This is a genomic window from Photobacterium sp. TLY01 (genome assembly GCF_021432065.1).
Classification (GTDB): Bacteria; Pseudomonadota; Gammaproteobacteria; order Enterobacterales; family Vibrionaceae; genus Photobacterium; species Photobacterium halotolerans_A.
On the sequence record NZ_CP090365.1, the window covers coordinates 352,754 to 379,488 of the forward strand.

17 protein-coding genes are annotated in these 26,735 nt (G+C 50.3%); 7 read left to right on the top strand and 10 right to left on the bottom strand.

Features of this window, described 5'->3' with window-relative positions; all coding sequences use genetic code 11:
• Positions 1–289: 289 nt before the first annotated feature.
• Together LN341_RS17225 and LN341_RS17230 are read right to left on the bottom strand one after the other, a co-directional pair.
• Positions 290–1,015, bottom strand: coding sequence for a PEP-CTERM sorting domain-containing protein (locus LN341_RS17225; protein WP_234206277.1), 726 nt, complete (start codon positions 1,013–1,015; stop codon positions 290–292).
• Between the two features lie 319 nt (positions 1,016–1,334).
• Complete coding sequence (locus LN341_RS17230) at positions 1,335–1,832, bottom strand: copper resistance protein NlpE (RefSeq protein ID WP_046220980.1); 498 nt, start codon at positions 1,830–1,832, stop codon at positions 1,335–1,337.
• 380 nt (positions 1,833–2,212) lie between these two features.
• On the opposite strand from LN341_RS17230, the gene LN341_RS17235 reads away from it, so the two are divergent.
• Positions 2,213–3,256, top strand: a complete 1,044-nt coding sequence (locus tag LN341_RS17235; RefSeq protein WP_234206279.1) for a hypothetical protein — start codon at positions 2,213–2,215, stop codon at positions 3,254–3,256.
• Between the two features lie 110 nt (positions 3,257–3,366).
• Here the strand turns inward: LN341_RS17235 and LN341_RS17240 are convergent, their stop codons facing one another.
• The 3 genes from LN341_RS17240 to LN341_RS17250 all read right to left on the bottom strand — a co-directional run bounded on the left by LN341_RS17240 (position 3,367) and on the right by LN341_RS17250 (position 10,106).
• A complete protein-coding gene (locus tag LN341_RS17240; protein WP_234206280.1) occupies positions 3,367–6,495 on the bottom strand; it encodes an efflux RND transporter permease subunit in 3,129 nt (1,042 codons plus the stop codon).
• The gene (locus LN341_RS17245) at positions 6,482–7,570 is read right to left on the bottom strand and encodes an efflux RND transporter periplasmic adaptor subunit (RefSeq protein ID WP_234206282.1); all 1,089 of its coding nucleotides are present in this window, start codon (positions 7,568–7,570) and stop codon (positions 6,482–6,484) included. Before LN341_RS17245 ends, LN341_RS17240 begins: the two co-directional genes overlap by 14 nt.
• A gap of 532 nt (positions 7,571–8,102) precedes the next feature.
• Positions 8,103–10,106, bottom strand: a complete 2,004-nt coding sequence (locus LN341_RS17250; protein WP_046220984.1) for a replication initiator protein RctB domain-containing protein — start codon at positions 10,104–10,106, stop codon at positions 8,103–8,105.
• Positions 10,107–11,397: 1,291 nt separating this feature from the next.
• On the opposite strand from LN341_RS17250, the gene LN341_RS17255 reads away from it, so the two are divergent.
• From LN341_RS17255 to LN341_RS17275, 5 genes are all read left to right on the top strand, one after another.
• Entirely contained in the window at positions 11,398–12,615 is a 1,218-nt protein-coding gene (locus LN341_RS17255; RefSeq protein ID WP_046221061.1) for an AAA family ATPase, read from the top strand.
• A gap of 3 nt (positions 12,616–12,618) precedes the next feature.
• Positions 12,619–13,596 (top strand): ParB/RepB/Spo0J family partition protein, encoded by a 978-nt coding sequence (locus LN341_RS17260; RefSeq protein WP_234206284.1) that lies wholly within the window; start codon positions 12,619–12,621, stop codon positions 13,594–13,596.
• 107 nt (positions 13,597–13,703) lie between these two features.
• Positions 13,704–15,812, top strand: coding sequence for a tRNA(Met) cytidine acetyltransferase TmcA (locus LN341_RS17265; protein ID WP_234206286.1), 2,109 nt, complete (start codon positions 13,704–13,706; stop codon positions 15,810–15,812).
• A gap of 289 nt (positions 15,813–16,101) precedes the next feature.
• The gene (locus tag LN341_RS17270) at positions 16,102–16,506 is read left to right on the top strand and encodes a hypothetical protein (RefSeq protein WP_234206288.1); all 405 of its coding nucleotides are present in this window, start codon (positions 16,102–16,104) and stop codon (positions 16,504–16,506) included.
• Between the two features lie 307 nt (positions 16,507–16,813).
• Positions 16,814–18,472, top strand: coding sequence for a DUF342 domain-containing protein (locus LN341_RS17275; RefSeq protein WP_234206289.1), 1,659 nt, complete (start codon positions 16,814–16,816; stop codon positions 18,470–18,472).
• A gap of 117 nt (positions 18,473–18,589) precedes the next feature.
• On the opposite strand, the gene LN341_RS17280 is transcribed toward LN341_RS17275, so the two are convergent.
• Both LN341_RS17280 and LN341_RS17285 read right to left on the bottom strand, forming a co-directional pair.
• Positions 18,590–19,903, bottom strand: coding sequence for a sigma-54 dependent transcriptional regulator (locus tag LN341_RS17280; RefSeq protein WP_046220988.1), 1,314 nt, complete (start codon positions 19,901–19,903; stop codon positions 18,590–18,592).
• Positions 19,900–21,717 (bottom strand): ATP-binding protein, encoded by a 1,818-nt coding sequence (locus LN341_RS17285; RefSeq protein WP_234206291.1) that lies wholly within the window; start codon positions 21,715–21,717, stop codon positions 19,900–19,902. Before LN341_RS17285 ends, LN341_RS17280 begins: the two co-directional genes overlap by 4 nt.
• Before the next feature lie 255 nt (positions 21,718–21,972).
• On the opposite strand from LN341_RS17285, the gene pdxH reads away from it, so the two are divergent.
• Positions 21,973–22,608, top strand: a complete 636-nt coding sequence (gene pdxH / locus LN341_RS17290; RefSeq protein ID WP_046220990.1) for a pyridoxamine 5'-phosphate oxidase — start codon at positions 21,973–21,975, stop codon at positions 22,606–22,608.
• A 44-nt stretch (positions 22,609–22,652) separates the two neighbouring features.
• Here pdxH and LN341_RS17295 read toward each other — a convergent pair whose 3' ends face one another.
• The 3 genes from LN341_RS17295 to LN341_RS17305 all read right to left on the bottom strand — a co-directional run bounded on the left by LN341_RS17295 (position 22,653) and on the right by LN341_RS17305 (position 26,159).
• Positions 22,653–23,363 carry a PAS domain-containing protein gene (locus LN341_RS17295; RefSeq protein WP_370643783.1) on the bottom strand — a complete coding sequence of 237 codons (711 nt, stop codon included), beginning with the start codon at positions 23,361–23,363 and terminating at the stop codon, positions 22,653–22,655.
• Positions 23,364–23,926: 563 nt separating this feature from the next.
• Positions 23,927–25,117: a putative manganese transporter gene (locus LN341_RS17300; RefSeq protein ID WP_046220991.1), complete on the bottom strand. Its 1,191-nt coding sequence runs from the start codon at positions 25,115–25,117 to the stop codon at positions 23,927–23,929.
• Between the two features lie 85 nt (positions 25,118–25,202).
• Positions 25,203–26,159 (bottom strand): AEC family transporter, encoded by a 957-nt coding sequence (locus LN341_RS17305; RefSeq protein WP_046220992.1) that lies wholly within the window; start codon positions 26,157–26,159, stop codon positions 25,203–25,205.
• Positions 26,160–26,735: the final 576 nt, after the last annotated feature.

The following is a 26,735-nucleotide window of genomic DNA, read 5'->3' on the forward strand; positions in this document are numbered from 1 at the left end:
CCATCGCCAACTCAGGAAAATATGTGATTGTTATCGTGTTGTTTTGTTTGAATGCGGCCATTTGATGGTCTGGCTCTGCGATAAGACTTATTAGTTAACACGATCACATTTACGTGAAAATGACACTTACATTTTAGGCAAATTTCCCTTTCATGTGGCACTTCTTTGCTGAGTATTTCGTGATATCGCTGCAACTCCTTGCGTCGTTTACAAAAAAATCCGGCGAGCATCATGCATCGCCGGCACATCAAAACATTTCACCGAGATGAAAGGTAGTGCTGAACGCGGTTTAAGCCGGCAAAGGCGCTTGCTGCCCGGCCCCTTTACGGCGTGTGCGCCAGCCCAGCAGTCCCAGACCTGTTGTCAGCAACAGCAAGCTGGCGGGTTCTGGAATCGGATTGCCCGGTCCGCCGGACGTCATGTAATCAATCCCGGCCAGGAAGAAATCTGACAGCAGGACACCCGACAGGATGATATGTCTGACATTATCTTCACCATCCAGATCCCAGTAATTGCCCTGAAAGTTCAGCTCGTTTGGCGTGAGGGCGGTCAGTAAATCGTCAATCCCCAGTAAATTGGTATTGATGTTCAGCTCAAATTCCGGAAAGCCGTCGTCGATCAAATACGCAGTGGCCGATTCCAGCAGATTCAGGTTGTTCAGATACAAGCCTTCGACGGTTGAAGGCTGATCAAAACTCAGCACCAGAAACTCATGACCATCCACTTTGTAGTAATCATCGAACAGCACCACACCGACACTGTTGATGCCTATACCTTGCTCACTGTGTGTCAGGTGTACCAGTGACTGATCGCCGGTAATAATGCCATCCTGAAACAACCCGGGGACATAATAACGGTACGAAGAAAACGTGATTCCACCAACAGTGCCGGTTTGATTGCCATTCAGGCTTGAATAAGCACCATCAGTAAAGTCGATTTGTGCTGCCGACACACTCATCGAACCACCCAGCAGTGCAAGGGCCGCGACCCCTGTCTTTATAAGCGATTTCATCATCTTGCTCCCTACTTGTGTTATGTCGTGTTGATTTATGTTCGTGTTTTTGTGTTCGTACAAGCCATTGCATCTTGCATGCCAAAACATAATGCATTGAAAATAAACAAGATTTATCAACACCAAAATAACGATGTAAAAAACACCGACACGATACGGGGAAAGCTGGACACTGAGTGTAAATTTCTCTGACGGGAAAAGCAGACAGTCTGGTTTGCTTATCTGCCTGGCTGTCTGCAGTCGAAGGACATCAAGCGTGAGACCAGCGGCAAAGATTCAGCGGCGGCGGGAAGTAAGCCGTCATACCCCGCCGCCACGATTGTCACTGGTGATGTTGTTTGGTCAGCACATACATATCCGCCAGACTGCCGGTAATGCGCTGGCCCTGACGATCCAGCCGGAACAGCTGGTTCTCTCCGACAAAAAACTGAATGCCTTCACCGCTGTTATTGTTCAGGGTGATGGTATTGCCAGCGTCATTCCAGCTGAATTGTCCCTGATCGGAAAACTGCTCGCCATCCTTGCCCAGATAGGTTTCCGTCAGTTGAAATGTTCCCTGCGGATCCAGGACCAGCACAGTTTCAATCCCTTCACAGTCTGCACAGGGAATCGTACCGACATAAGTCCCATTCCAGTCCAGCGAATTCCGTGCATTATGTGCTGTGTCCACATACGCCGTCGTCTGCTGTTCGGCCGCTTGTGTCTGAGCGGGGGCAGCATTTGATGACATCTCGCTGTCGGGAGCCGGTTTATCACAGCCTGCCAGCGCACCGGCCAAAGCCAGACTAATCGCAAGAGACAAGAGTCGCTTTGTATTCATACTTTCTCCTGATACTGAACCACCTCAAAACGGCCCGACTTCAGCCAAGTATTTTCAGCAAAAAGTCCTTCGGGGCCGCTGATGAGGGGTTGGACTGATAAATATCCGAAAAGTGCCCGACTTTCCGTTTTTTGTATGGGTGAATCCTGACAGTCGGCGTGACACGAGACAGACCTCGGATAACCACGTCTGGCCCACAAACTCTTGGCGCCCGGCAACGCCTGCTCAACAAAATTGTATCGCGCCGATCATAAAATCGTTGCATATAAAAAGCATACATTTCCGATGTCATTAATCTATGCACCGTCTGGAATAAAAGCAGCTTTATCAACCAGACACATCAAACACCCGCGTCTTCATCCCACAAAAAAAGGATTTTTATGTTGAACTCAAAACAGCAACGCGTAAAAGGCATCGCCCGCTCTCTGTTCAGCGCCGCTTTCACCGCGTCCGTGATAGCTTCACTCCCGCTTCAGGCCAATCCGATAACGCCGGAAGCCATGCCGGATGACACACAGCGCGCGCTCTATGCTGACCACAAGCGCAGCGTCAGCAAAGCCAGACAGCTGTCACTCAACTGCCACCGTCAACCCGACGCCCTGAAAAAGGCACTCGAGAAGAAAACCTGGCTGGCTGACAAGATAACCATCACTATCACAGGTCGCTGCAACGGCCCACTCCTCATTGACCAGCATGGCATTGAAATTATCGGTGATGATACCCGTCGCGGGGCCATCGTGCTGGATCAGCAACCGCCAGCCGAAGCTGCGATTGTCATTCAGTCTGCTGCCGTCACCCTGCGAGATCTCGACATTGCAGTGCCCGTCGATGTACCAGCCGTGCTGGCGAAGGCCAACAGCAGCGTGACACTGGATAAGGTCACGACAGATGCCGTCAGCTCAACGGACACTCCGCTGGAACAGTTGATTGTCAGTGAAAGCAGCAGCCTGACCCTGACCAATATGACAGGCAATGCGATCCGGGTGGCCGGTAATTCATTTGCCGATTTTAAGGACAGTAACCAACTGCATACTCTGAATGTCAGCGACACATCCTCCGCTCAGTCCAGCGCGGCCAATCAGTTTCATTCAGTACAAGTATCCGGCAACGGCTATTTTCTGGCCGACAATGGCACCCAGATAAACGTCCTGATGATCTGGAGTAAAGCGGCGGTGGATATCAACAAGCAAAGCTCAGTCGCACATTTGATGATGGGAGGCCAAACCCTGTTTGGCGCCTATCGCAACTCCTCAATCACTGGTCCCTACGATCTGTGGGGCAATGTGGTGTTTGAGTTAGAACACTCAACGGCAGAGAACTGGAAAGCGGTTGATAAACCGCATTCGATTATTTCGGGCAACAATGCCACTGTGAATGGTGTGCTTTACCCGGGCTGGACTTGGACAGGACAAGATGGCCGCTGAGTCGCACCACTGACCTCTGAGTCACACTACTGAATAGCTGCGTATCACTCACAATGCAGCGAAGCACGGCTGCATTGTGAGCTTTTCTGCACCACAATCATGACCTCCGCTCACCCCAGCCGTTTCTTTTTCAGCAGCACGGTATTGTCCTGCGCCAGTTCTTTCTCGAGCTGGCGGGTGACAAATTCCGGGCTGTTGGTGTGGCGGGCCAGCAGATGGTACACAACAGGAATCACCAGCAAGGTAAAACAGGTGGCGACACTGATACCGCACAAGACCACGATCCCGATCACCAACCGGGTTTCGGCCCCGGCGCCGGTCGCCAGAATCAATGGAATCGCCCCGGCAGCCGTGGTGATGGCGGTCATCAGAATCGGCCGCAGACGCGCACAGGCTGCATCAATCACAGCATCTTCGTAAGCTTTGCCCTGATCGCGCAGCTGGTTGGCAAACTCGACAATCAATATCCCGTTTTTCGCCGCCAATCCCACCAGCATGATGATCCCGATCTGTGAATAGATGTTGAGGGTCTGTCCGGTAAAATACAGCCCCAGCAAGGCCCCGAAGGTCGCCAGCGGCACCGTCAGCATGATCACCAGCGGGTGAATATAACTCTCGAACTGGGCCGCCAGCACCAGAAATACCACCGCCAGCGCGAGGGCGAAGACAAAGAGAATCGAGTGGCTGGCGGTCTGAAAGTCCTGCGACGGGCCTTTATAGTTCACCACCGCATCGGCAGGTAAATATTGCCTGACCAGTCCGTTCAGGTAGGTTAATGCTTCTCCTAGGGTGTAATTATCGGCAAGATTCGCCTCTATCGTGACGGCGCGGATCCGGTTGAAGCGGTTCAGGGTTGGCGCATCGGCATATTCAGAGACAGTCACCAGGTTCGATAAGGGGATCAGCTCGCCATTCTGCTGCGACCGTACGTATAAATTACTGAGATCCTGCGGGGTATTTTGCCGCTCAGGCTGGCCTTCGATCAGTACATCATATTCTTCCCCGCGCCATTCATAGCGGGTCACCACCCGCGAACCCAGCATGGATTCCAGCGTCTGTCCGATTTCAGTCACCGAGACGCCTAAATCGCCAGCACGCTCGATGTTGATGTCCACCCCAAGCAGCGGCTTGGTTTCTTTGTAATCATGATCCAGGCCTTCAAGGCCGGGATTATTCGCGGCCTGCTCCATGATAATGTCACGCCACTGAGCAAGCTGCTCATAGGTGCCGCCGCCAATTACAAACTGCACCGGTTTGTTGACGCCGCGCCCGAACGGCTGCCGCATCACAGCAAATGCCGATACCCCGGCAAGATCGCTCAGGCGCTGCTGAATATCACGAATGATCACAAACGCATTGCGCCGCTCATCCCAGTCTTCCAGCACCACAATGGCAAATCCGTTGGAGAAATCTTCCAGCTGGCCCCAGCCCCGCGGTGCCCGAACCAGCAAGCGCATGATTTCCCCGCTCTCCACCATGGGCATCAGCCTGTGCTCAATCTCATTCATGTAGGGCTGCATATACTCATAACTGGCGCCCTGAGGGCCATTGATCAGAATAAACATGGCGCCTCTGTCTTCGCGGGGTGCAAATTCGGTCGGGATGCGGGTCGCCAGCCAGACACTGCCACACAGCATGACCACCAGCATACCGATCACAAGATATGGCCGGCGCAGCCAGTTCAACAGGGACGCGCGGTAAAAATCAGTCACCGCCCCCAGCACGGCACTGACCTGACGCACCAGCCAGGGTTCACTTTCGACCTGCTGCATAATTTTGGACCCCATCATGGGTGTCAGCGTCAGTGCCACCAGCGAAGACAGGATCACCGCGGTACTCATGGCGACCGAGAATTCCCGGAATAATTTACCGAGATCGCCCTCAAGAAAACCAATGGGCAAAAATACGGAAATCAGCACCACAGTGGTCGCAACAATGGCAAAACCGACCTGCCGCGCGCCCAGAAAAGCGGCTTTCAGTGGCGATTCCCCCAGTTCGATGCGGCGATGAATATTCTCCAGCATCACAATGGCATCATCGACGACGATCCCGATGGCCAGGATCAGCGCCAGCAGCGTAAGCAGGTTAATGGTATAGCCCAGGGCATAGAGAATAATGAACGTTCCGATCAAAGACACAGGGACCGTCAGCGCCGGGATCAGCATGGCGCGGACACTGCCGAGAAACAGATAAATTGTGATAATGACCAGGATCAGGGCAATAAAGAGGGTTTTATAAACCTCATCGATCGATGCCTGAATAAACACCGAGGAATCATAGGATTCTTTGATTTCCATCCCGTCAGGCAGGGTCGGATTGAGCTGAGCAACCAGCGCGTTCACCGCCTGCGCCACTTCCAGCGTATTGGCGGTCGATTGCCGGTTGATCCCCAGCCCTATCATGTCCTGCGTATTGCCGCGAAACATGATTTTTTCTTCTTCCGCCGCCAGCTCCACCGTGGCCACATCTGCCAAACGGATCAGATAACCGTCATCACCAATCCCGATCACCAGGCGGGCGAAATCCGCAGGAGCAAGAAAGCTGCGCTGCGTGCGGATAGAAAACTGGCGGTTTTCCGATTCGATCGATCCCGCCGGCAGCTCAACGTTGTCGGCCCTGAGTGCGTTTTCCACATCGGACACGGTCAGCCTGCGGGCGGCCAGTTTTTGCCTGTCGATCCAGATTCGCATCGCATATTCTTTGCCGCCACCAATCCGAACTGCCGCCACACCGTCCAGCACAGAGAAGCGATCCACCAGATAGCGGTTGGCGTAATCCGTCAGCTCCAGGGTATCCATCCGGTCGGACACCAGATTGAGCCACATGATCACTTCAGAGTTGCCCTCCGCCTTCTGCACTTCAGGCGGATCCGCTTCGTCCGGCAGATTATTGAGAATGCCGGAAATTCGATCCCGCACATCGTTCGCGGCAGCGTCGATATCACGCCCGATGCCAAACTCCAGCGTCACATCCGACCGGCCGTCGCTGCTGGTGGAACTGATATTGCGGATCCCCTCAATACCAGAGACCCGATCCTCAACAATCTGGGTGATCCGGCTCTCGACAATAGCTGCCGATGCCCCCCTGTAATTGGTTGAGATCGTCACAATTGGCGGATCGATGTCCGGATACTCGCGCAACGGCAACCTTTCATAAGCCACCAGCCCGAACGTAATTAACAGCAAGCTGATCACTGAGCCAAAAACAGGCCGCCGGACCGCCAGATCAGTCAGAAACATGGGCAGCCTCCCGGAATGTAAAATGCTCGACCGGCTGGGTGGTGACCGTTTGCCCCGGCCGCACTTTATCCATCCCCCGGGTGATCACCTGCTCGCCTTGCTGGACGCCGCTGAGAATTTCCACTTCCCCCCGACGACGAAAGCCCAGCTCAACCAAACGCTGCTCGACCACGTTGTCGTCATTGACGACCATCAGAAAATGCTCCGCCTGCCGCGGGATCACCGCTTCTTCAGGAACAACCAGCCCCTCACGGGATTCTAACGTCAACGCCAGTGTCATCAGCATACCGGGCCGCAGCAACAACTGGGGATTATCGACTCTGGCCCGCACCTCGACGGCCCGCGTCTGCGGATCGACCCGGCTGTTGATCGTGGAAACTCTGCCGGAAAAAACCTGATCGGGAAAAGCAGCGACACTGCCTTCCACCGGAGCACCCGGTGTGATCTGGCCGAGAAAACGTTCAGGCACAGAGAAATCAAGCTTCACCGTATCCAGAGCGTCCAGCGTGGTGACCACCATGCCAGGCGTCACCAGCGCCCCCTGGCTGATCTGGCGAAATCCCAGCACACCGGAGAAAGGTGCCAGTATCGTTCTGGCTTCCAGTTCGGCCTGATTCTGGGCCAGAATGGCTCGTGCAACTTCAATCCCCGTCCGCAGCTTGTCCAGCTCAGAACGCGCCACAGTATTGCGTCGAACCAAGCCTTCAATCCGCTTGTATTCCCGCCTTTGTTCATCCAGATTGGCCTGCGCCGCCCTGACTTTGGCCTGCTGTTCACCCGAGGTCAATGTGAGCAGCAACTCCCCCACCCTCACCTGCTGGCCGTCTTCAAAATGGATCTGATCGACTTTTTCCGTCACTTTGGCGGTGATCTGAACTGACTCACGCGATTTCACCGTTCCCAGTGCTTCGACAAGACGGGCCACCTTCTGCCGCACGACCGGCTGAACCACGACATTGGGGACAGGACGTGACTGTTTCACCTGGGTCTGAGCACGTCGCTGGTATTCGGTGTACCCGATGCCAAAAACCAGAGCCAGCAGTAAAACCGTGCCGACGATCAGGGTGACTTTCATCCATGTGCTCCTGTGAACAAAGGCGAAACTGCATGATGTGTCGATTCCAGTTAAGTATAGCCAGCAGCGATTTTTTGACGTGTTGTCAATTGTAAGGAGAGGATCAGAAATAGGACGCAGAAGCAGAACAGACCCGGTTTACAGTGTAAAGCGGGCCTGCGACCGATTACACCAGCGTAAAAAATCCTTTCAAGCGGAACAATGATCAAGGCTGAACGGGGAATAACAGCGGCTGGCTTGAGAAGGCGTTGCCTCCGATTCGCACCTGCTCTGCGGGGGGATAGCCTACAAGCCTGAAAAACAGATAAAAAAAAGCGAGCCGGGACGGGCTCGCAACAAACTCACATATTGCATTTTCGAGAGACTCACAAGATAACTGACCCGCCATCCTTGCCAGGGGTTACCTTTCTCATCGAAAGGGACAAAGGTTATATCAAGATTCATTTTGGCTTTTTTTCTGCAACTAATGTCATCGCAATGTCAAAACATATTGATTTGGCTCAGATTTGACGGAAATCTTTGATCTTGCTTCCTATCTGCCGCTGGCTATGTCATCCAGTGCCGTCAGCACCTGTTCATTCATGTGTCCTTCAAACACCAGCTTGCAGACTTTACGACGCACGGCTAAGCCGGAAATCAGCTTTTCTATCGACAGGTGTCGCTCATCGTGCTGGCTGTTAAACAGCTCGACCGTTTTACTCAGGGTTTCATAGGGCATCACCTCGCCACCGACACGCAGCCAGTCCAGCTTGTCCATAAAAGCCTGACACTCTTCTGTGATGACGCTGACAGGATGGCCTGACATGGCAGACAGTGCTGTGATACTGCGTTGTAAGGCTTCCTGCGAGGTATATTTCGACAGGACGATGGTCAGCTCATCGGCATTGATTTCGACCAGATGCTTTCTCAGCTTCACCCGCCGGCCCAAACGTCCCTTCGGGCGTCCCTCTTTCCGCTGGATCGGTTCAAACTCGCCATCAATGATCTCAGACAGCTGATCCAGCTCCTGACGGGGCAGGATCTCGTTACGAAGCGGGTTGGGCATCGTTGGGGCCATGGAGCGCTTCCCCTCATTGTACATTTTGGCCCGGGAGAAACGGATCACTTCATCGGCATCACATTTGATCTCAACCTGATAATCCTGATAGCGGGACGCCTTGCCTTCTGCCGGGCTGATCGTCAGGTGATAGCCCCACAGATTGACGGCAAACAGGGATTCAGTCACCTTGCCTTCAGCCAGCTTTTTCAGCTCGCGGATCAAATCAGTCGAAAAACGGCGCCATTCAATATTCCGGGCCAGTTTCTGGTTCAGCTCACTCAGCAGCATACTGTCATGGCCGCGGCGCGACATCCGGCTGCGGAAAAAGGTATATAGCTGGAAAACCAGCGTGTGCTGGCGAAGAATCTCTGGCGGAAACAGGAAAAAATAGTCCCGGGTCAGCAACTCTTCAAAAAACGAAGGCTCCCAAACCAGAATGTACAGATTCGGTTTGATACGGATTTCGCCATCTTCCCCTTCCTGTGGCGCTTCTTCCGATGCCGTGATGGTCCGGGCCAGAAAACGAAAACGATCACTTTTAAAGCCTTCCGGCATATTCTCGCTCAGCCAGCGTCCTGTCAGCTCATGCAGCTGAAAATCGGTGAACTCGATCCTGTCGATACTTTCGCGGATCGAATCACGGGCCGGTCCGCTGTCTTTCTTGCCGCGCAATGCCAGAATGTCTGTGATATAAATTGGGGTTTTATTGCTCATATGGCGCGATTGCAGTTCATAATCCGCCAGATGATGATCATGATACTGCACTGTCAGGGTAAACAGCGCGAACAGGGTCATCATGTCGTCGACCGTCATGATCGCTTTCGATGATCGTGTTTCGATAATCGCGCGGGTGCCTGAGATGGCGACCATAGATTTTTGATAACTTTTTTTGGTGCGAGGCGGCGCCAGTGCCTGGTCAATAATTCCTGCCCAACTGGTGGGTGAGACAACAATCTGATCGGCTTCATCAGGCATCATCGGTGGCGTGCCCAGGCCATATTCATTCAATAATCGCTTATTGACCTGATTTTGGGCTAAGGCTTTGGAGCGCTTTTGTTTTTCCTGCTCCTTACTTTGGGCAGACTGCAGGCTGGCAGTCCCCAGCTGGGAAATCAACAGCGCCGGATTGATGAAGTGATGCAACATGGTCTTGCCTGCCAGCCCTTCTTCGAAGCGCACCGGTTGCTGGTTAAACAAGCCGATACTCACTGCAGCACGTAAACGTTGCTGTATGGCTGCTCGGGTCAGCTGACCTTCGGTAGCTTCCACCAGTTCAGTGGTTGAGACAATCCCGTCCTGGCTGGACAATCCACGCAAGGAGATCAGGTTCAGCAATTCGATGATGCTTCGGGTGACGCCTTTGAAATGCTGATATTGAGGTAACCAGTCAACAAGAGCAGGCGGAATTGCAAATAAATGGCCGTCTTTGTGTGATCGTGGAGCTGAGATCAGGATCTTTTCATCATACTTATCATCACGTGTTACCGTAGATTTCATTTGCCATTCGCCGTAATTTGACCATCTTTCCGAAAAGAATAATAAAAAAATACCGAGAAAGAAAGCTTTTTTTACTGAGGCTTTTTAATCATGATCTTTTTGATTTTAATGATCTCATTGATAGAGTGATCTTATGATCCGGCAAATAAAATAGCCATAACATACTGATTATAAGAAGCTATTTTTCAATACGATCCGGAAGTATGATCATTGTGCTTTCGGAGTCATGATCATGAGATGCCAGTAAGCATGATCAAATACCCCCCAGAACGATGATCATTATTGTCCAGTAAGCATGATCAATGACACATCAGAACAATGATCAATGTATTTTTACAGGTTATCCACAGGGTTATCCCTGAGGTCTGATCGCCCCGTGGGCAAAATCCACGATTCAACCTGCTTTTTCAGGGTTTCTTCCTGTGTAGAGGCCCAGAACAATGATCAAGTTATCGCATTTGGACTGGAAGCTATCCCTTTTTCTCTGCTGACTCTCGTCTGATGCTGCAGATTTCATTGATTTCAAAAAGACAATCACCGTAATAAGTCAGCGCTTTTATATGTGTCCGGTAATGGAAAAATGATCAAGCAAGCTGTTTTGTCATTTCAACCTGTTGATGAGACGAGTTCCCGGACAATCAAGGGTAAGTTTAAGAAACGGAAAGCCAATCGGATTCAGGTATAACGGGCATTGACCGTAAATTAGCGGCCGATCACTATGCTTCCGAAGCGGGTCAATAGGATGCCAGAGAAGGATCATTTACTTGATCATTGATCCGATCTTTACTGACCAAAAATACCCGATATTCTGCTTACTCTTTCACCGACATCTCCCTTGATCATTGTTACGTCTTTGACGATGTATGCCTGAAGCATGATCAAGGAAAGCGGCGCAATTTTTGTACAATGACATTGACCCGGGTCTGGTTTGCTTGTTTGACAGAGGAAAGACCTGAGTTTTTCGCACTCGCGCAGCTGGTTGACGAGTTGAAATGACAGTGACTGTAGATTAGCCATCTTTTTTCAGGCTTCCAGCCGAGATTGGGGAAAATTACTTTACATTGTAAATTTGTGACGCTGTGACATTTTAAATTCTTGCCTGTTCTCTGAGTCTTTACAGACGGAAATGACGCGCGAATTTGTAAGGATTTTGTCAATTCGTACGGCTTTTATCTTAACTGGCATGGTTTTTACTTGAGCGCTTTATCACAGTTAGTCGTTCAGCTTTTTGTTGTTTTTGTATATTTATGTTGTACAATTTTGACAAATACTCTGTAGGGTGATGAACAAGATGAATCGGGTAGAAACAATAGAAAATTTGCTCAAAATCGCTGAGCAGACAAAACAGGTACAGGCTGACCGAATTGAAATCGTGCTGGAAGAGCGCAGGGATGAACATTTTCCGTCGATGTCAAAAGCGCTGATGGAAACCCGCTCTGGTCTGACTCGCCGTAAGCTGGATGAAGCGATTGCCCGCATGGAAGAAGCCGGACATCAGTTCACTAAAAATAATGCCAATCATTACTCCATCACACTGAATGAAGCACATATGCTGATGGAAGCGGCTGAACGTCCTGCTTTTCATGAGCGTCAAACCGGCAAGCGTAAACCTTGGGTCGTGAATGTACAAAACCAGAAAGGCGGAACTGGTAAATCGATGACAGCGGTGCATCTGGCGGCTTGTCTGGCATTAGATCTGGATAAACGGTATCGCATCTGTCTGATTGACTTAGATCCCCAGGGCTCGCTTCGTTTGTTCCTGAACCCGCAAATCAGTATCGGTGATCAGGAAAATATTTATTCAGCGGTGGATGTGATGCTGGGAAATGTGCCGGAAGAGCAGGCTACGGACAAAGCATTTCTGATGAATAATGTGGTGATGCCAACCCAGTACCCTAACCTGAAAACCATTGCCGCCTTCCCGGAAGACGCTATGTTCAATGCCGATGCCTGGCAGGATTTGGCGGTGAATCAGAACCTGGATATTGTGCAATTACTGAAAGAGCGCGTGATCGATCAGATTGAAGATGAGTTTGATGTCATCATGATTGATACCGGTCCGCACATTGACCCGCTGGTATGGAATGCGATGTATGCGTCAAATGCCCTGCTGATCCCTTGTGCAGCGAAACGCCTTGACTGGGCTTCGACGGTGAATTTCTTCCAGCACTTACCGACAGTGTATGAAATGTTTCCTGAGGACTGGCATGGGTTGGAGTTTATCCGGTTGATCCCGACCATGTTCGAAGATGATAATAAAAAACAGGTTTCGGTCTTAACGGAAATGAATTATCTGCTTCAGGAGCAGGTGATGATGGCGACTGTGCCTCGCAGCCGTGCGTTTGAAACCTGTGCCGATACTTACAGCACCGTTTTTGACCTGACAACCTCTGATTTTGAAGGCGGTAAAAAAACCTTATCAACGGCTCAGGATGCAATTCAGCGGGTTGGCCTCGAGCTGGAACGTGTCATGCACAGTCACTGGGCTAATTTGAACCAGGAGAAATAACAGGTGGCGATTAAAACAAACGATCTGAATGCCCGTCTGTTTGGTAAAGCAGATAAGCGCCGTGCAACCACTGTGGCCGAGGCACAGAGCGCAGCAAAAGATAAAGCCGCAGTCATTGAGCTGGCGGTGGCCGGCGAAACCACGGTCGCGTTTGAATTGGTCAGCGTGAAAGCCAGCGAGATTGGCGAGAAGACGCAAGTGTTTGCTCAGAACGCCCGTGAGCAGGCATTTTTAAATGAACACGCATTAGCCGATATTCTGACAACGCTCAAAGACAGGGGTCAGCAATATCCGGCCGTTGGCCGCTGGCTGGATGACGGTCGGATTGAAGTTCTGGATGGTAGCCGGCGGCGGATGGCCTGTTTGTTGTCGAAACAGGATTTTCTGATTTATGTGGCCAAAGGCATCAACAGCGATCATGCCAAGTTTCTGTCTGATGTTGCCAATGCACACAAGCCGCTGTCATTGTTTGAACGCGGCAAAGAAATGCAAGCGCTGCTTGCTTCCGGCAAAGTGGCTGATCAAAAAGCCCTGGCGCGCTTTTGCCAGTGCAGCGAGGCCCTGGTCAGCGGGGCATTGAAAGCAGCCAGTTTACCGATGGAACTGCTCATGGCTTACCCGAGCGTGGGCGAACTTGGCCGGCCGACGATCGTGAAACTGCATAAGCTGTATTACTCACTCAATGATGAGCAGCAGAAAGCCTTTGTGAAGTCGCTGGCTCAGCAAGATAAGCCTGTCTGGCAGAGCGTTGATGCTCAGGGTATTACGCGCATTACCCGTGAAGTCACCAATCACATTGAACATCTTGGTGAGCAGGTGCGCCCGAAAGTGCAGCAGGAGAGCAAACCACAGCCGGTTGAACTGGTACGTGGGCAAGCAAGTTATGTCAGAGACGGTGACAGACTTCAGCTTAAACTCAGCAAACTCTCTGAGCAGCAGGCTGAGCACATCCTTGCCTATTTGGCTGATTATCTCAATTAACAATTCTCTTCTCTATAAGCCACGTCTGATGACGTGGCTTTTTTTATTCTGCTTGGTAGTATACAGACCTGTTTTTTCTATCCAATGTCGCATCATCAGAGGTCAGTATGACTGAACTGTCTCGTTTCATTTCTGACTTAGTCAGTCGTGCCGAACAATCCCGCCATCGTTATCTGCTCTGTATTGAAAGCGAACGTCATTGGGGTATTCAAACCGCTCAGCTCGTTCAGGCGCATTACTCGGCTGGTCTTTGGTTGAGCGACAAGGCGCCGCACAATGAGCAATCGGTATCGGTCAGCAAGTCACAGGCCTGGTTAGGTCAGGAGAGTGAATGTCTGATTGTCGATTTGCACCAGGAATTAGCGATTGAGGCCATGGCCGCTTTGGTTGGGACGATCCGTGGCGGTGGTTTGATGGTGATATTGCTGCCTGTCTCCGAACACAGATCAGCTCACTGGCAGTCCCCTTTCATGCAGCGCTTGTTATCTCAACTTTCCAGCGCGCAGGTGCTGACGATCAAACCCGATCAGGATGGCAAGTTCAACAGGCCTGCGCTGCCAGCATTACCTGAAACACTCTCTGTTGCTGACGACAAAACCGAGCGGCAATACGGATGCCTGAGTGATGAACAGCGCGATGCGGTTGAATACATCTGTCGGGTCGTCACCGGCCACAGACGTCGTCCTTTGGTGATTACGGCTGATCGCGGCCGAGGAAAATCCTCCGCTTTGGGGATTGCGGCCGGTCTGCTGATGAAGGAGAAGAAACGCAAAATACTGGTGACAGCGCCCCGTTTGCGCAATGTGCAAACCGTCTTTCAGCATGCCGCAAAGATTTTGGGACTACCGGGTGATGCCTCTTCCCGACTTGAACTGGATGGCAGTCAGCTCTGTTTTATGGCGCCGGATCATTTGCTGGTTGAGCGTCCGCCTGCCGATCTGCTGATTGTTGATGAAGCCGCGGCTATCCCTGCCCCGTTGTTGCAAAAGATGTTGTCGAGTTATTCAAGGGTCGTCTTTGCATCGACAATCCATGGTTATGAAGGCACCGGCCGCGGGTTTGCGATCAAGTTTAAATCTGTGCTGGATACCATGACCCCACAATGGCGAGCTTTTTCTATGACCTCACCTGTCCGCTGGGCGGCGGGAGATCCACTGGAGCATTGGCTTTTTGAAACCTTGTTGCTTGATGCCGAGCCGGCTCCTCTTACTGCGCCTGTTTCTGTTGCCGATGTTGAGTTTAAGCAAATCTCGCCATTATGGCTGACTGAGCGTCCGGGGCGTTTATCTCAGTTGTTTGGGCTGCTGGTGAATGCACATTATCAGACCTCTCCGGCTGACCTGAAGCAATTGCTGGACGATCCGGACCTAGCCCTATTTGTCGCGCTGAAAGATGCGCTGATTGTCGGCTGTGTTTTACTGTCCCGTGAGGGGGGCTTTTCGGCTGAACTTGCCCGGTCTGTTTGCCTTGGCCAGCGCCGGCCCAAAGGGCATTTGCTCGCCCAGTCCGTTGCTGCGCATCTTGGTCTGGCCGAGGCAGCCAGTCAGCATTGTGGTCGTATTTTACGGATTGCCGTTCATGATCATGCCCGTGGCATGGGGATAGGTTCTGCGTTACTGGCACAGGTTCAGCATTGGGCTGTTGCAAATCAATTGGACTTCCTGGGCACCAGTTTTGCAGCCAGCAGTGAATTACTGCCGTTCTGGCGACAAGCAGGTTATGCGCCGGTTCGCTTAGGCATTGTGAAAGACGGCGCCAGTGGCTGCCACTCGCTGCTGTCAGTTCTGCCAATATCTGATGCGTCCAAGTCCTGGTTTGAGCTGGCAACGGCCTCTTTCTCTGTCAGTTTTCTGGCTCAGGCGTGTGAACAGTTCAGGTTACTCGATAAGGCTGTTTTTTTGCCTCTGTATTCTCTGAGCCTGTTGCAAACACACTTACCCCTGGTTTCAGAGACGGTATATCGTCAGTTAATCAATTTCTCTCAGGGTGGATTAGGTTATGACTTGCTCGTTGGCCAGCTGTCACTCTGGTTGCAACACGGTATCAAATCGGGCGAGCTGATCGATCAAAGCGGTATTGAAGTGATGGTGGCAAAAGTGATTCAGCGCCAATCATGGATGGAAGTTCAGGAGCAGTTTGGTTTCACGGGCAGAAAACAGGCGGAACAATTTTTGCGTCATTTTGTTGCCAAAGCGCTGCCAAATCCCCCTCATTGATTGTAATTTACAGTGTAAATAGGTGACAGTGCCTATTTACACTGTAAATCACTGTATTTTGGTGAGAACCGATTGAAAGCTTCGTTCTGAGAGTACATTTACACGATTGTTTTCGTGCTCTGCGAGGTTGGTAAACACTAACACCTTCCGACAAGCCTGATCGAAAAAAGTTCAAGGTAGTACCACTGAAACCACAAAATTAGACTAGAGTTATTTTACCTGAGCATGAAAAACGTCCTGCTGATAACAAGTACAGGATAATTATTAGAATGCCGTTAAGGGGTAGGATATGAGTTTAGTGAAGGCACAAAGCAAGGCAGTGAGAACCTTGGTGGAACCCGGTGTACGCATTGCCAAACCTAACATGACATTCAGCCTGGTGGCTGGCGGTTTTGCTGCGCGCTTATTAAAAAAAGCGAACAGCATGTCCGTGCAAACGGCTTCTGAAAGCGGTAACTTGGGTTTGAAAGTACGACTGAATAAGTTAAGTAAAAATTGCATCTATTTCGCAGCTATGGTGCCTCTGGATTTGTCTGCGTCTTATCAACTGCAAGTTCAGGGGCTAAGATTGCTCGATGGTTATCTGACGTCTGAATCTTGCGATGATAACGATCATCAATTGCCGTGCATTTATCAGTTCCACCCGAATGACTGGCTGACTGATGAGGATTTGAATTGGTTAGGGATAGATTAACTTTTTCTTGAAACGCATTTTGCGGGCGAGCAAGGTCTATCCTTGCTCGCTTTATTCTTCATGTCTTTGCCATCAGTCAGCATCCTGATAAAACCCGCCTGTCGAGAATGCTTGGACATGCCGGATCAGTCCGCGCTAATTTGTCTGCCGCGGCTTTGACTGGCTCTTCATTTTTGCGCTTATCTGCCCAGTGTAAGTGCATGGTTTCTTGTTGTGCGAAGTGTGACTCCCTTCTATGTCTACTCGATTGAAATTTCTGTAAGATTTAAATTCAAACAGCCTGCAGGCCAGGAAGAAGGAGCCTTCCATGACGGATTCGGGACTGAAGTTGGAACCAGACGGTTCGCAACTGCGTCTGGTTGTATCCAAACAGATGGAAAATACTTGTCAGTCGCTACAGCATGCGGATATTGAGTCGTTACTGGAAGCGTCTGAATTTTATTCATACTGTCGTCTTGACGATGCGATTCAAGATGCGCTGGATTATTACAATCATTCGGCCTCAGAAACTGAGTCAACGGCATTTATTATTGCTGAGCGAAAAGACGTCGCACTTGAAATGTCGATTTCAGACGATTGCATGTTCGCTTATGTGACGCTGACGGGTGCTTACGGTGGTGAGCGTTTAACGGCTCAGGGGCTGATCGCCACGCTCAAGCAACAGCGTATTGTTCGGGGAGTTAGCAAGAAACGTCTGCAATATCTGCTGCAGAAGTCCTGGGAGCTGGAACCTGGTGAAACCTTCACATTGAAAATAGCGGCGGGTCGGCCCGCAGTTGCCGGTACTGATACCCGCTTTGAACCGCTTGTTCCGGATGCTTCTCAACGCATCTTAGCCCCTCAGGACAGTGATCACGGCAAAGTCGATATGCGTGATTTAGGGAAGCTGATCACGGTCGAAATCGGTCAGCCGCTGATGCGGCGTATTCCTCCTACTTCCGGCGAGCCTGGTTATGATATTCATGGCAATGTGGTGCATGCGGTGGCGGGCAAAGCCATTGCTTTCGAGGTCGGTATTGGAACCCGGATTTCAGAATCTGACAGCAATGTCTTGCTTGCAGATAAAGAAGGCATGCCGCGGCACGGTCAGACAGGTATGGCGGTTGATGACCTGTTGACGGTTGAAAATGTCGATGTGTCCACCGGCCATATTGATTTCAATGGCGCAGTATTGGTACTGGGTGATATCAGCTCAGGCATGAAGGTCAATGCCGTAGGCAACATTACTGTGACTGGCGTTGTGGAACTTGCTGATCTACATGCCGGCGGTGATATTACGATTGCCAATGGGGTGATCGGACGAATACAGGATGGCAAACCGGCATACTGTCACCTGAAAGCGCTGGGGAAAGTCTCGGCCAAGTTTGCTCAGTACACTCAGATCGAATCCGGAGCAGATACCGAGTTGCATCTTCATTTGGCACATTGCGTGGTCACAGCGCAAGGCGCCGTCAAAGTGATTGACCCTGTGCAACGGCACGGTACTGTGACAGGCGGTATTATCTCCGCTGAGAAAGGGGTTTGCACCCGTATATTAGGCGCTGAAGCTGGTATTGAAACTCAGCTTAAGCTGCTGAGTCAGTTTGATGATCTTCGTACTGATATAGACGCCTTGAAGGCCGAAATAAAAAATCAGGAAGAGCGGCTGCATCAAGTGGTGCTGTTGCAGATGAAGTTATCGAAAGTACCAAAACAGAAACGCTCACATGAGCTCGCTGAGAAGGTGGCTGAGAGTAAAGTGCAGTTTATGTCGACGTTAGCCGAGATGAAAAGTCAGCATCTGTCTTTGCAACAAAGCTATCAGCAACAGCTGGCTGCAGCTCAGGTTGAAGTCAGAGGCTTGATTTATCCGGGGGTCTCTGTGCGTATCGCAGACAAAGAGTTTGCTGCCGAGCGAGAAATGGCAGCCTGCCGGATACAGTTAGAGCAGCACAAGATAGTCTGTCTGCCACTAAGTGCCACATGAAGCCGGGAATGGGATAAGGAATTTACAGTGTAAATAGCGAACTGATTGCTGACATCGGATGCGTCTATTTACACTGTAAATCAAGTTACAGGTCTCTGAACCCTGCTCTCTTAACTGTTATTCTTTAAAATCTTGCTTATCCAATCCGTGTTTTTTCATTTTGTCATACAAGGTCTTTCTTGCCAGAGCTAATTCTGATTGCACGTCTTTCAAACGGCCATTGTGCCGGCGGAGTGCGTCACTGATTAAAGTAAACTCGAACTGGTGCACGCGTTCACTTAATGACGGAAGAGGAGCATCCAGCTCAAAGGTTTGCTGTGTGTCAAACTGGCTGCCAAGCAGGACCAGCCTTTCTGACACTGTCCTTAATTCCCGAACATTTCCAGGCCAGTTGTAAGCAAGCAATTTGTTTTTTTGCTCGGTACTGAGGAGCGGCGCTTCAATGTTATACCGAGAAGCCGCAGTACGAATAAAGTTCTGACACAGTAATTCAATATCTTCTTTGCGTTCACGCAATGGCGGCAAGGACAGGGTGCAGTGCCTCAGGCGCTGAAAAAGCGCATCTGAAAACAAACCTTGCGCGGTCAGTACATCAAGCGAGTGACTGCTGCTGACGATGAGTCGTGTGTCGGATGCTTTGAGGTGAGAACCTTGCTGCGTGGCCTGACCTGCCTGCGTTAGCTGATCAAGCAAACGTTGTTGCGAGGCGGGCGCCAGACAGTCGATATGCTCAAGGTACAATGTGCTGCCCTCGGCGTCTGCCCATTTACCGCCATCGGGAGAGTGTCCGAAACACATCTCTTCAAATTGCTGCTCTGTCAGATCCTGGCACTTGAGTGAAATCAAAGGTAAATGCTGCCTTGGACTGTGGTCATGAATAAACTGAGCAACCAGACGTTTCCCTGTCCCTTCCTCGCCTTCCAGTAACACCGTTGTTTCGTTTTCTTGCAACTGGTACAGGCTGCGCCTGAGTTGCTTGATGGCTAAACTGTTGCCCAAAATACGAGGCCCAGGACTGCTTTGTGATGCCAGCTCTTTTTTCAGTTCACGGTTCTCCAGGATCAACTCACGCTTGTCACATGCTCGTTTAAGCACATCAAGCAAATGTTCAGTTGAGAAGGGTTTTTCAAGGAAATCGTAAGCGCCGATCCGCATGGCATCGACGGCGGTCGAAATATCGCCGTGTCCTGTCAGCATGATGACTGGCAGCTCTGCGTCTATCGTTAATGCTTGTTGTAAAAAAGTCATCCCATCCATGCCCGGCATATTGATATCTGTGATGATGACGCCCGGGAAATGATTATCGAACTGACTGAGCGCCTGGCGAGCACTGGAGAATAGTTGAACCTGGTAATCTTCCAGTTCCAGAGTTTGCCCGAGTGAATCCCGGATCGCTTTTTCATCATCAATAAAGATGACCGGAGGTTTCATGCTTGTTCCTCTTTGCTCAGGGGTAAACTGATTTGAAATTCGGCGCCACCCCCTGTGTGGTTGTGAACGGTTAAGCTGCCGGAGAACAGATCAAGGATCCGGCGACAGATGGTCAGCCCCAGTCCCAGCCCATCGTGCTTGGTACTGAAAAAGGGGGTAAAAATTCGTTGTTTTTGTGTGTCATCCAATCCGGGGCCATTATCCCAAAGGGTGATGACAGCGCGCTGGCGACCGGCATGCAGGGCGATACCGATTTTCTTCTCGCTGACATCTTCCTGGGCCTGAATGGCATTCTGCAGCAGGTTAATGATCACTTGCTCAAACTGCACCGCATCGATACGGACAAAGACATCATCACTGAGACTGAGCTGCAGCGCGACCTGATGCTTGGTCAGTGGGGCATGCATCAGCTGAATGGCATTGCGAATCGATTGGGCGGCATCGGTTGTGCTGTTCACGGACTGCCCTTTACGGGCAAAGATTTTGAAACGGGCGATAATCGTGGCGATGCGCTCGTTTAAATCAATCACCTGTTCAAGATTGCTGGCGACGGACTGGTAGCGTTCTTTCTCTAACAGTTTCAGGCCATTTTCACAATAAGTCCGCATGGCAGCCAGTGGCTGGTTAATTTCGTGATTGATGCTGGCTGACAGCTCGCCCAGCATGGCCAGCTTGGCCGCCTGGATCAATTCGGTTTGTGTTTCTTTCAGTTGTACCTGGGTCAGTTCATATTGCTCAATCGTGTGCCACAGTTCCTGGTTGGCCAAATGCAAATGCTGGGTTCTGTCTGCAACCTGATGTTCCAGGGTATCGTTCAATGCGGACAGCGCCTCTTTGGCACTGACCGTCTGCCACCAGTAGATGATGACAAGAATCAGCAGCACGTAAAATGCGATAAACAAAAGGATGCTTTCAAAAACATTGGTGTAGATATGCAGACTGGGTGTGAAGCCATAAATCACCCAACCTGCCGTGGCCATGTCATGGTGAGCCTGCAAGAATGATTGGCTGCGCTGCCGATGTGGTAAATACATGTCAGCCTGGTGATTGGTATTGAGTGCCGTCAGACTTGGAAACCCAGTCAGCGGACTCAGTATTGGATGACCATACTGGCGGCTTTCTCGGATCTGTTGTTGTTGCGTTGGCGAAAGGGGAACCAGAGTGTGATAAAGCCAGGCATCGATTGAGCTGTAAAAGACCACGCCCTGCTGATCGCTGATTACATATTCCAATTCTTTGTATTGCCAGATTTCATCGACCAGATTGAGATCTATCTTGATGACAATCACGCCCTCGATTTGCTTCTGGTTATTAAAAACAGGGGCCGAAAAGAAATATCCCCGTTTCCCCGAACTGACACCAAGCGCAAAAAACTGACCGAGCGAACCTTGAATCGCATCACTGAAATAAGGCCGGTAGGCATAGTTATTGCCGACAAAGCTATCAGCTTGCCGCCAATTGCTGGCTGCCAGCGTATCGCCTTGTGTATTAAGTAAATAAATGGTGTCTGCGCTTAATGTCTTCGCCCAGTAAGCCAGTAGCAAATTGGTTTGCAGCATTTTTGCATCCCGTTCGCGCTTGGGACTTGATTCGGCATGCAGTGAATCCAATAGCCTGGGATCATGAGCCAGCAGTTGGGGTAACTGCTGGTAGCGTGTCAGTCGCTGGTCAAGCTTTTCACCGAGTAACCGGATATCAGAGGTGATTTGTTCTGACAACGTCCGTGTGAAATGCTGCTGGGTCAGAAAACCAATCAGAACAGAAAGTATGATGCCCAGCCCTGCAATCAGGCCTAAGGTACGAGATTTTGGCACAATCGGCGCCCTGTTTAAGTCAACATCGAATGAGCAAAATTAGCATTTTTCGCTGTCTGGCACTAAAGCTTATGTTGAGCTAATTGATCGTGATCTTTGTATCGTCGTTGATTCTGAATAAAAACCGCTTACTTTGCAGGAGGTGCTTGTTTTTCCACACACTAAGACGGACAATTTGGCGCATGAATCAGTCCAGCCTTAGGTCACTGAACTTTCGTGTCAGCGAACCATGGCAGTCAGTCAACGGAGAATACAATGGAGCTGTCTGATATTCGTCGCGAGTATACTCGGGGTGGGTTACGCCGCCGCGATCTGCCCGAACAACCGATTGAGCTTTTCAATCATTGGCTGCAGCAAGCCATTGAAGCGGGTCTGACCGATCCGACGGCAATGACGGTCGCGACCGTTGATGCAACCGGTCAACCTTTTCAGCGCATTGTATTGCTGAAACATTTTGATCAGCAGGGGTTTGTGTTTTATACCAATCTAGGAAGCCGTAAGGCTGCTCAAATCGAGCAAAACCATAAAATCAGTCTGCATTTTCCCTGGCATCCTCTGGAGCGACAAGTACACATTACAGGAGTTGCTGAAAAACTGACGACGCTGGAAGTGATGAAATATTTTTCATCCAGGCCGAAAGAGAGCCAGATAGCAGCCTGGGCCAGCAAGCAAAGCAGCAGGTTAACCGCACGTCAGGCGCTGGAAGGAAAATTCATGGAGTTGAAGAAAAAGTTCTCCGCCGGTGAAGTGCCTTTTCCTACATTCTGGGGTGGCTATCGTGTGAGAGTGACATCCATGGAATTCTGGCAAGGTGGCGAACACCGTCTGCATGACCGTTTCTTGTATGAGCGCGAAGATGATCATTGGCATATTGACCGCCTGGCACCGTAAATAGAGACAGAAAGGCCACCGCTAAGGTGGCCTGCTATAGAAGGTTATTCTTTCAAAATGATGGATAACTGACTGGTCAGCATGCTTTCAGGTATGTGCGAGCCAAAGCCAAGATCTAAAGCTAAATCGATCAGTTCATTTTTTGAATTCGCATTAAACTTTTCGCGAAGCTTAATGACGTAGTTTTCAACTGTTTTCACTGAAACATTAAGCACTTTGGCAATGTACTGTGGCTTTTTACCGTAAAGCAGTAAGAACAGCACTTCAGATTCACGCGTATTGATCTGAACCTTTTGCCGGTGAAGATCCAGACTAAAGGATTTTTGTTGCTGATCATTCAGACCGGCAGCCCGGCAAATCCAGTGGCCAACTTCCAGAATGGCGGTATCTTTCAGCTCTATGCCTGAAAATATAGTGCCGACCACTTCATTTTCTTCATTACGCCAAGGCATCTTCGTGAATAAATGTGCTCGCCAGTTCCCATCTGAGTATGGGTGGATGTCCAGCACCCGCATGCGTTTTTCACTGAGAATCACTTGATGGTCCTGCTCTCGAAAGCTTTCCGCACACTCAATGGTGGGGCTTGGCATGTCGAAATCAGTGCGCCCGACACAGTCTAAATGGTGCTCCACACCGATGATTTTGCCATATTCATGATTGGCATAAACGAATACAGAGTCTGTATCTTTACAACCCCAACATCCAGGAAGCTGATTAAACATATGTAACAGATTGGGATCGAGTGAATCTTTCACGCTTTTAGCCAGAGTTTATTATTTTGATGGGCGGATGAGGTCTGAGTTTAATGGAAGCGCAGAATGTTACAATATTAGCTGACTGAAAAATTAGACAAGTATGGAATAAAATAGAAAAAAATGCCGACCAAACTGGTCGGCAAAGACAAGAGTTTAACTCCGAAGAGTTCAATCCTGTACGACGTGTAGAAGAGGTATCCAATCAAGTTTGCATCTTTGATAAGAGGGTATATATCAAAGAACCTCATTGGGATGTATCCGGTTAGGATACTGCAGACGGTTTTGGAAAGGGACTCTTCAACCGCCTACAGTTGCAACTATAGTGAAGCGGTTACTTTTCGTTAAGGGGGGAAATCACCTATTGACAATAAGTGAATGTTGTGATTTGAGATTGATTACCGTTTTCAATATGACACAGATTGCTATTAAACGGTAAGAATTGAGCGCTTAAGATAATAAAAAATCGACCTGAGGTCGATTCTTTTTGCGTCTTATCTCGAATAAATATGCCGGTAGCTCATAAATATGTAATAAGTCAGTAATACCTGATGTGAAAAGTGATATTACTCAAAAAAATAATAGTAACTGTAAGCAACAAATAAAGCGGGCAGGCTGGAATAGACTGTCGCTATCAAAGCAGCTTTGGGCGCGAGTGCAATGGCGGGAAAGAGCGCATCCCCATCATTGCTCAGTGCATTGCCTAATTGTGCCGACAGAGGGATTGCGCCGTGAAGATAAAAGCTGGTGATAAGAATCTGCGGTCCACAGCCAGGAATCAGGCCAATGAGTACCCCGGCTAATGGCAGCGCTGCACGCCAGTGGCTAAGTGACGCTGCGATATCCCAGCCGGTCAGCTTCATGGTGACTTCGAAACAGAGAAACGCACCAATCACCCAGGTTGTGACAAAATTCGTGTCCTGAGCCACACGCTGAAACAGGCTCGCTTTCTCCGATTTAGCATCTTCAGAAACCGTCTCCTGATATCCCTGAATGTCACGACTGAGTGACCAGAGCAACATGGCTGCCAGCGCAAAAAAAGCACCCAGTACAGTGATGCTACCTTCAGGTAAATGTAACAATGCATCTGTGTTGAGTTGGAACGAACCCATCACAGCAATCACAGCACTGGGAATCAGCAGCCATTGCCAGAAGGCTCCCTGTAAGCGAACTGCAGTTGCCTGTTCATGAGAGGAAAACTTGCGGCAGCAAGATGGTGCACTTTCCTGACGTTGGGGATGTAAGTAAGTGCGGCCATGGATCGCATCGACCAGCCATCCACTGAGCATCCCCACGACTAAGCCGATCATTATCATGAACAGCCCGGTTGCCGGTTGAGCGGCGAGCAACAGAAAAGCGGCATCCCCCATGGTGGCAGTCAGCACAGCGACCACAGATCCAAAGCTCAGCTGGCCGCGGACAAATTGTGTGATCACTATGATTGCGCCGCCACAACCCGGCAAGGCCCCCATGACAGAAGCAAAAATAACCTGATAGTGCCGGCTGTTTTTGAGCCGCACGGTGAACGCGGACTGATGGTTCAGCTTTTGTGACAGCCAGTGATACAGTGCGAGCGTGATGGCGACGTAGGCGGCGACCTGCCAGAATGCATCTGCAAGCACACTGATGGTCAGTTCACGTGTCGCAGGCGCTGCCAGCATGGCCATCAGTACAACGGGAAGAATGAGGCGCTTATTGGCGAGGCGCCAGCGAACACCCAGTTTTTGCAATGGCGCGGATTTAACCTGAGATGTCATCGTCACTCTCAATTACACTAAATAGGAATAGTTCTTATTTAATATTAAGTGAGAGTGATTATCAATTCTATTATTGGTGCACAAGTCAGATCATCGAGAAAGTTTTGAGCAACGTCAGGCCCAGGCTGCAGGTGAACATAGAGCCCAGTGTGGTCATCGCAATGATATTGGCCGCCAGACTGGCGTTGGCTCCCATGGCTCGCGCCATCACATAGCTTGCCGCCGCAGTGGGCGCAGCGCTCATCAGAAAGATGATCCCCAGTTCCATGTCGCGGAAGCCATAGCAGTAACCACCGAAGGTGATCAGCAAGGGCGCGATGATCAAGCGGGCGCTGGTTGAGAGATTCGCATGACCCGATTCCTGCTTGAATTGCCGCAGATCCAGGCTGGCGCCAGTACACAGCAGCGCCAGCGGCAGGGTCATGTCGGCAAAGTAACGGCCCGACTGCATGACAACATCCGGCAGGCGGAGATCCAGAAAAGTAAAAGGCAGCGCGCTGCAGATACTGATGATCAGAGGATTGGTGATGATCGACTTCAGTACGAAACGATGATCAAGGGAAGCATTGGCGGCACTGGAACGGCTGAGGGTGATCACCGCCATGATGTTATACAAGACAGTGATCACGGCCACATACAGGGCACCGACCACGATGCCTGGCTCGCCGTACGCATTGGCCACGTAAGCCAGACCGATGATCCCCGTATTGGCCCGAAATGCGCCCTGGACTACAACACCCCGCTCAGATGGTTCCTTGATCATCTTTCCGGCCAGGATTTCAAATACCAGAAACACCGCAATGTTTGCGAGGGCGGCAAAGATGAAAAGCTCCCCGCTGCCCAGTTGATGGACGTTGGCATTAACCAGATTGAGGAAGAGTAGTGTGGGCAGGGTCACGGTGAACACCAGTCTGGAACCTGCCTGAATAAAGGCATCATTGATGATTCCCCAGCGTTTTAAGGCAATTCCTAACGCCAGCATAATGAAAATTGGGCCTGTGACGGTAAATGAAAATGAAAGCTGCGTGAGAAATTCGCCCATTGTGTGTCCTTTCCACTCGGGTAAACGGCTCTACGTTTTATCACAAAGCGTGTCAGGCAACAGCAACTAACCGATTTATCTGTAACATATTTTCTGTCTTTCCATCTTCTTCTTCTGCCAGCACGCGAAAGGCTGGGAAAATGTGTGTGACCAGCCGGGATACACAGGCTGTTTACACTGGAAAGATGATCAAGCAGGGATAGATAACGGCCTTTGTCATTTCAACTGGAAAGATGATCAAGCTGGATCCTTGATACCGAAGGGAACTAAAGAGCAATTTCAGCGGCAAATACGGGAAGTATGATCAAGGTGAGTGGAGCCAAAAGCTGATGCTTTGGCCCGTTCGGCGTGAGCTGAAACAAGCAGAGCGGATCGATGATCAAGCGATATGGAGTTAAGTTGTTAATTTATAATTGTTTTTTGTTTTATTGGTGAAGGGGGCAGATTTTTCTGTCTGTGTTGCTTTCTGGCTGAATGCCTGATGCTGCAGTGCCTGAAAAGTCAGCGGGATAAAATTGAAATGACACCGACCGTAAAAAGTTGAGTCTTGATCACGCTTCCGAGGTATTTTTGATC

Excerpts from the sequence above, each read along its gene's own strand:
- LN341_RS17225 (WP_234206277.1), bottom strand. The coding sequence starts at position 1,015 with ATGATGAAATCGCTTATAAAGACAGGGGTCGCGGCCCTTGCACTGCTG.
- LN341_RS17230 (WP_046220980.1), bottom strand. The coding sequence starts at position 1,832 with ATGAATACAAAGCGACTCTTGTCTCTTGCGATTAGTCTGGCTTTGGCC.
- LN341_RS17235 (WP_234206279.1), top strand. The coding sequence starts at position 2,213 with ATGTTGAACTCAAAACAGCAACGCGTAAAAGGCATCGCCCGCTCTCTG.
- LN341_RS17240 (WP_234206280.1), bottom strand. The coding sequence starts at position 6,495 with ATGTTTCTGACTGATCTGGCGGTCCGGCGGCCTGTTTTTGGCTCAGTG.
- LN341_RS17245 (WP_234206282.1), bottom strand. The coding sequence starts at position 7,570 with ATGAAAGTCACCCTGATCGTCGGCACGGTTTTACTGCTGGCTCTGGTT.
- LN341_RS17250 (WP_046220984.1), bottom strand. The coding sequence starts at position 10,106 with ATGAAATCTACGGTAACACGTGATGATAAGTATGATGAAAAGATCCTG.
- LN341_RS17255 (WP_046221061.1), top strand. The coding sequence starts at position 11,398 with ATGAATCGGGTAGAAACAATAGAAAATTTGCTCAAAATCGCTGAGCAG.
- LN341_RS17265 (WP_234206286.1), top strand. The coding sequence starts at position 13,704 with ATGACTGAACTGTCTCGTTTCATTTCTGACTTAGTCAGTCGTGCCGAA.
- LN341_RS17270 (WP_234206288.1), top strand. The coding sequence starts at position 16,102 with ATGAGTTTAGTGAAGGCACAAAGCAAGGCAGTGAGAACCTTGGTGGAA.
- LN341_RS17275 (WP_234206289.1), top strand. The coding sequence starts at position 16,814 with ATGACGGATTCGGGACTGAAGTTGGAACCAGACGGTTCGCAACTGCGT.
- LN341_RS17280 (WP_046220988.1), bottom strand. The coding sequence starts at position 19,903 with ATGAAACCTCCGGTCATCTTTATTGATGATGAAAAAGCGATCCGGGAT.
- pdxH (WP_046220990.1), top strand. The coding sequence starts at position 21,973 with ATGGAGCTGTCTGATATTCGTCGCGAGTATACTCGGGGTGGGTTACGC.
- LN341_RS17300 (WP_046220991.1), bottom strand. The coding sequence starts at position 25,117 with ATGACATCTCAGGTTAAATCCGCGCCATTGCAAAAACTGGGTGTTCGC.
- LN341_RS17305 (WP_046220992.1), bottom strand. The coding sequence starts at position 26,159 with ATGGGCGAATTTCTCACGCAGCTTTCATTTTCATTTACCGTCACAGGC.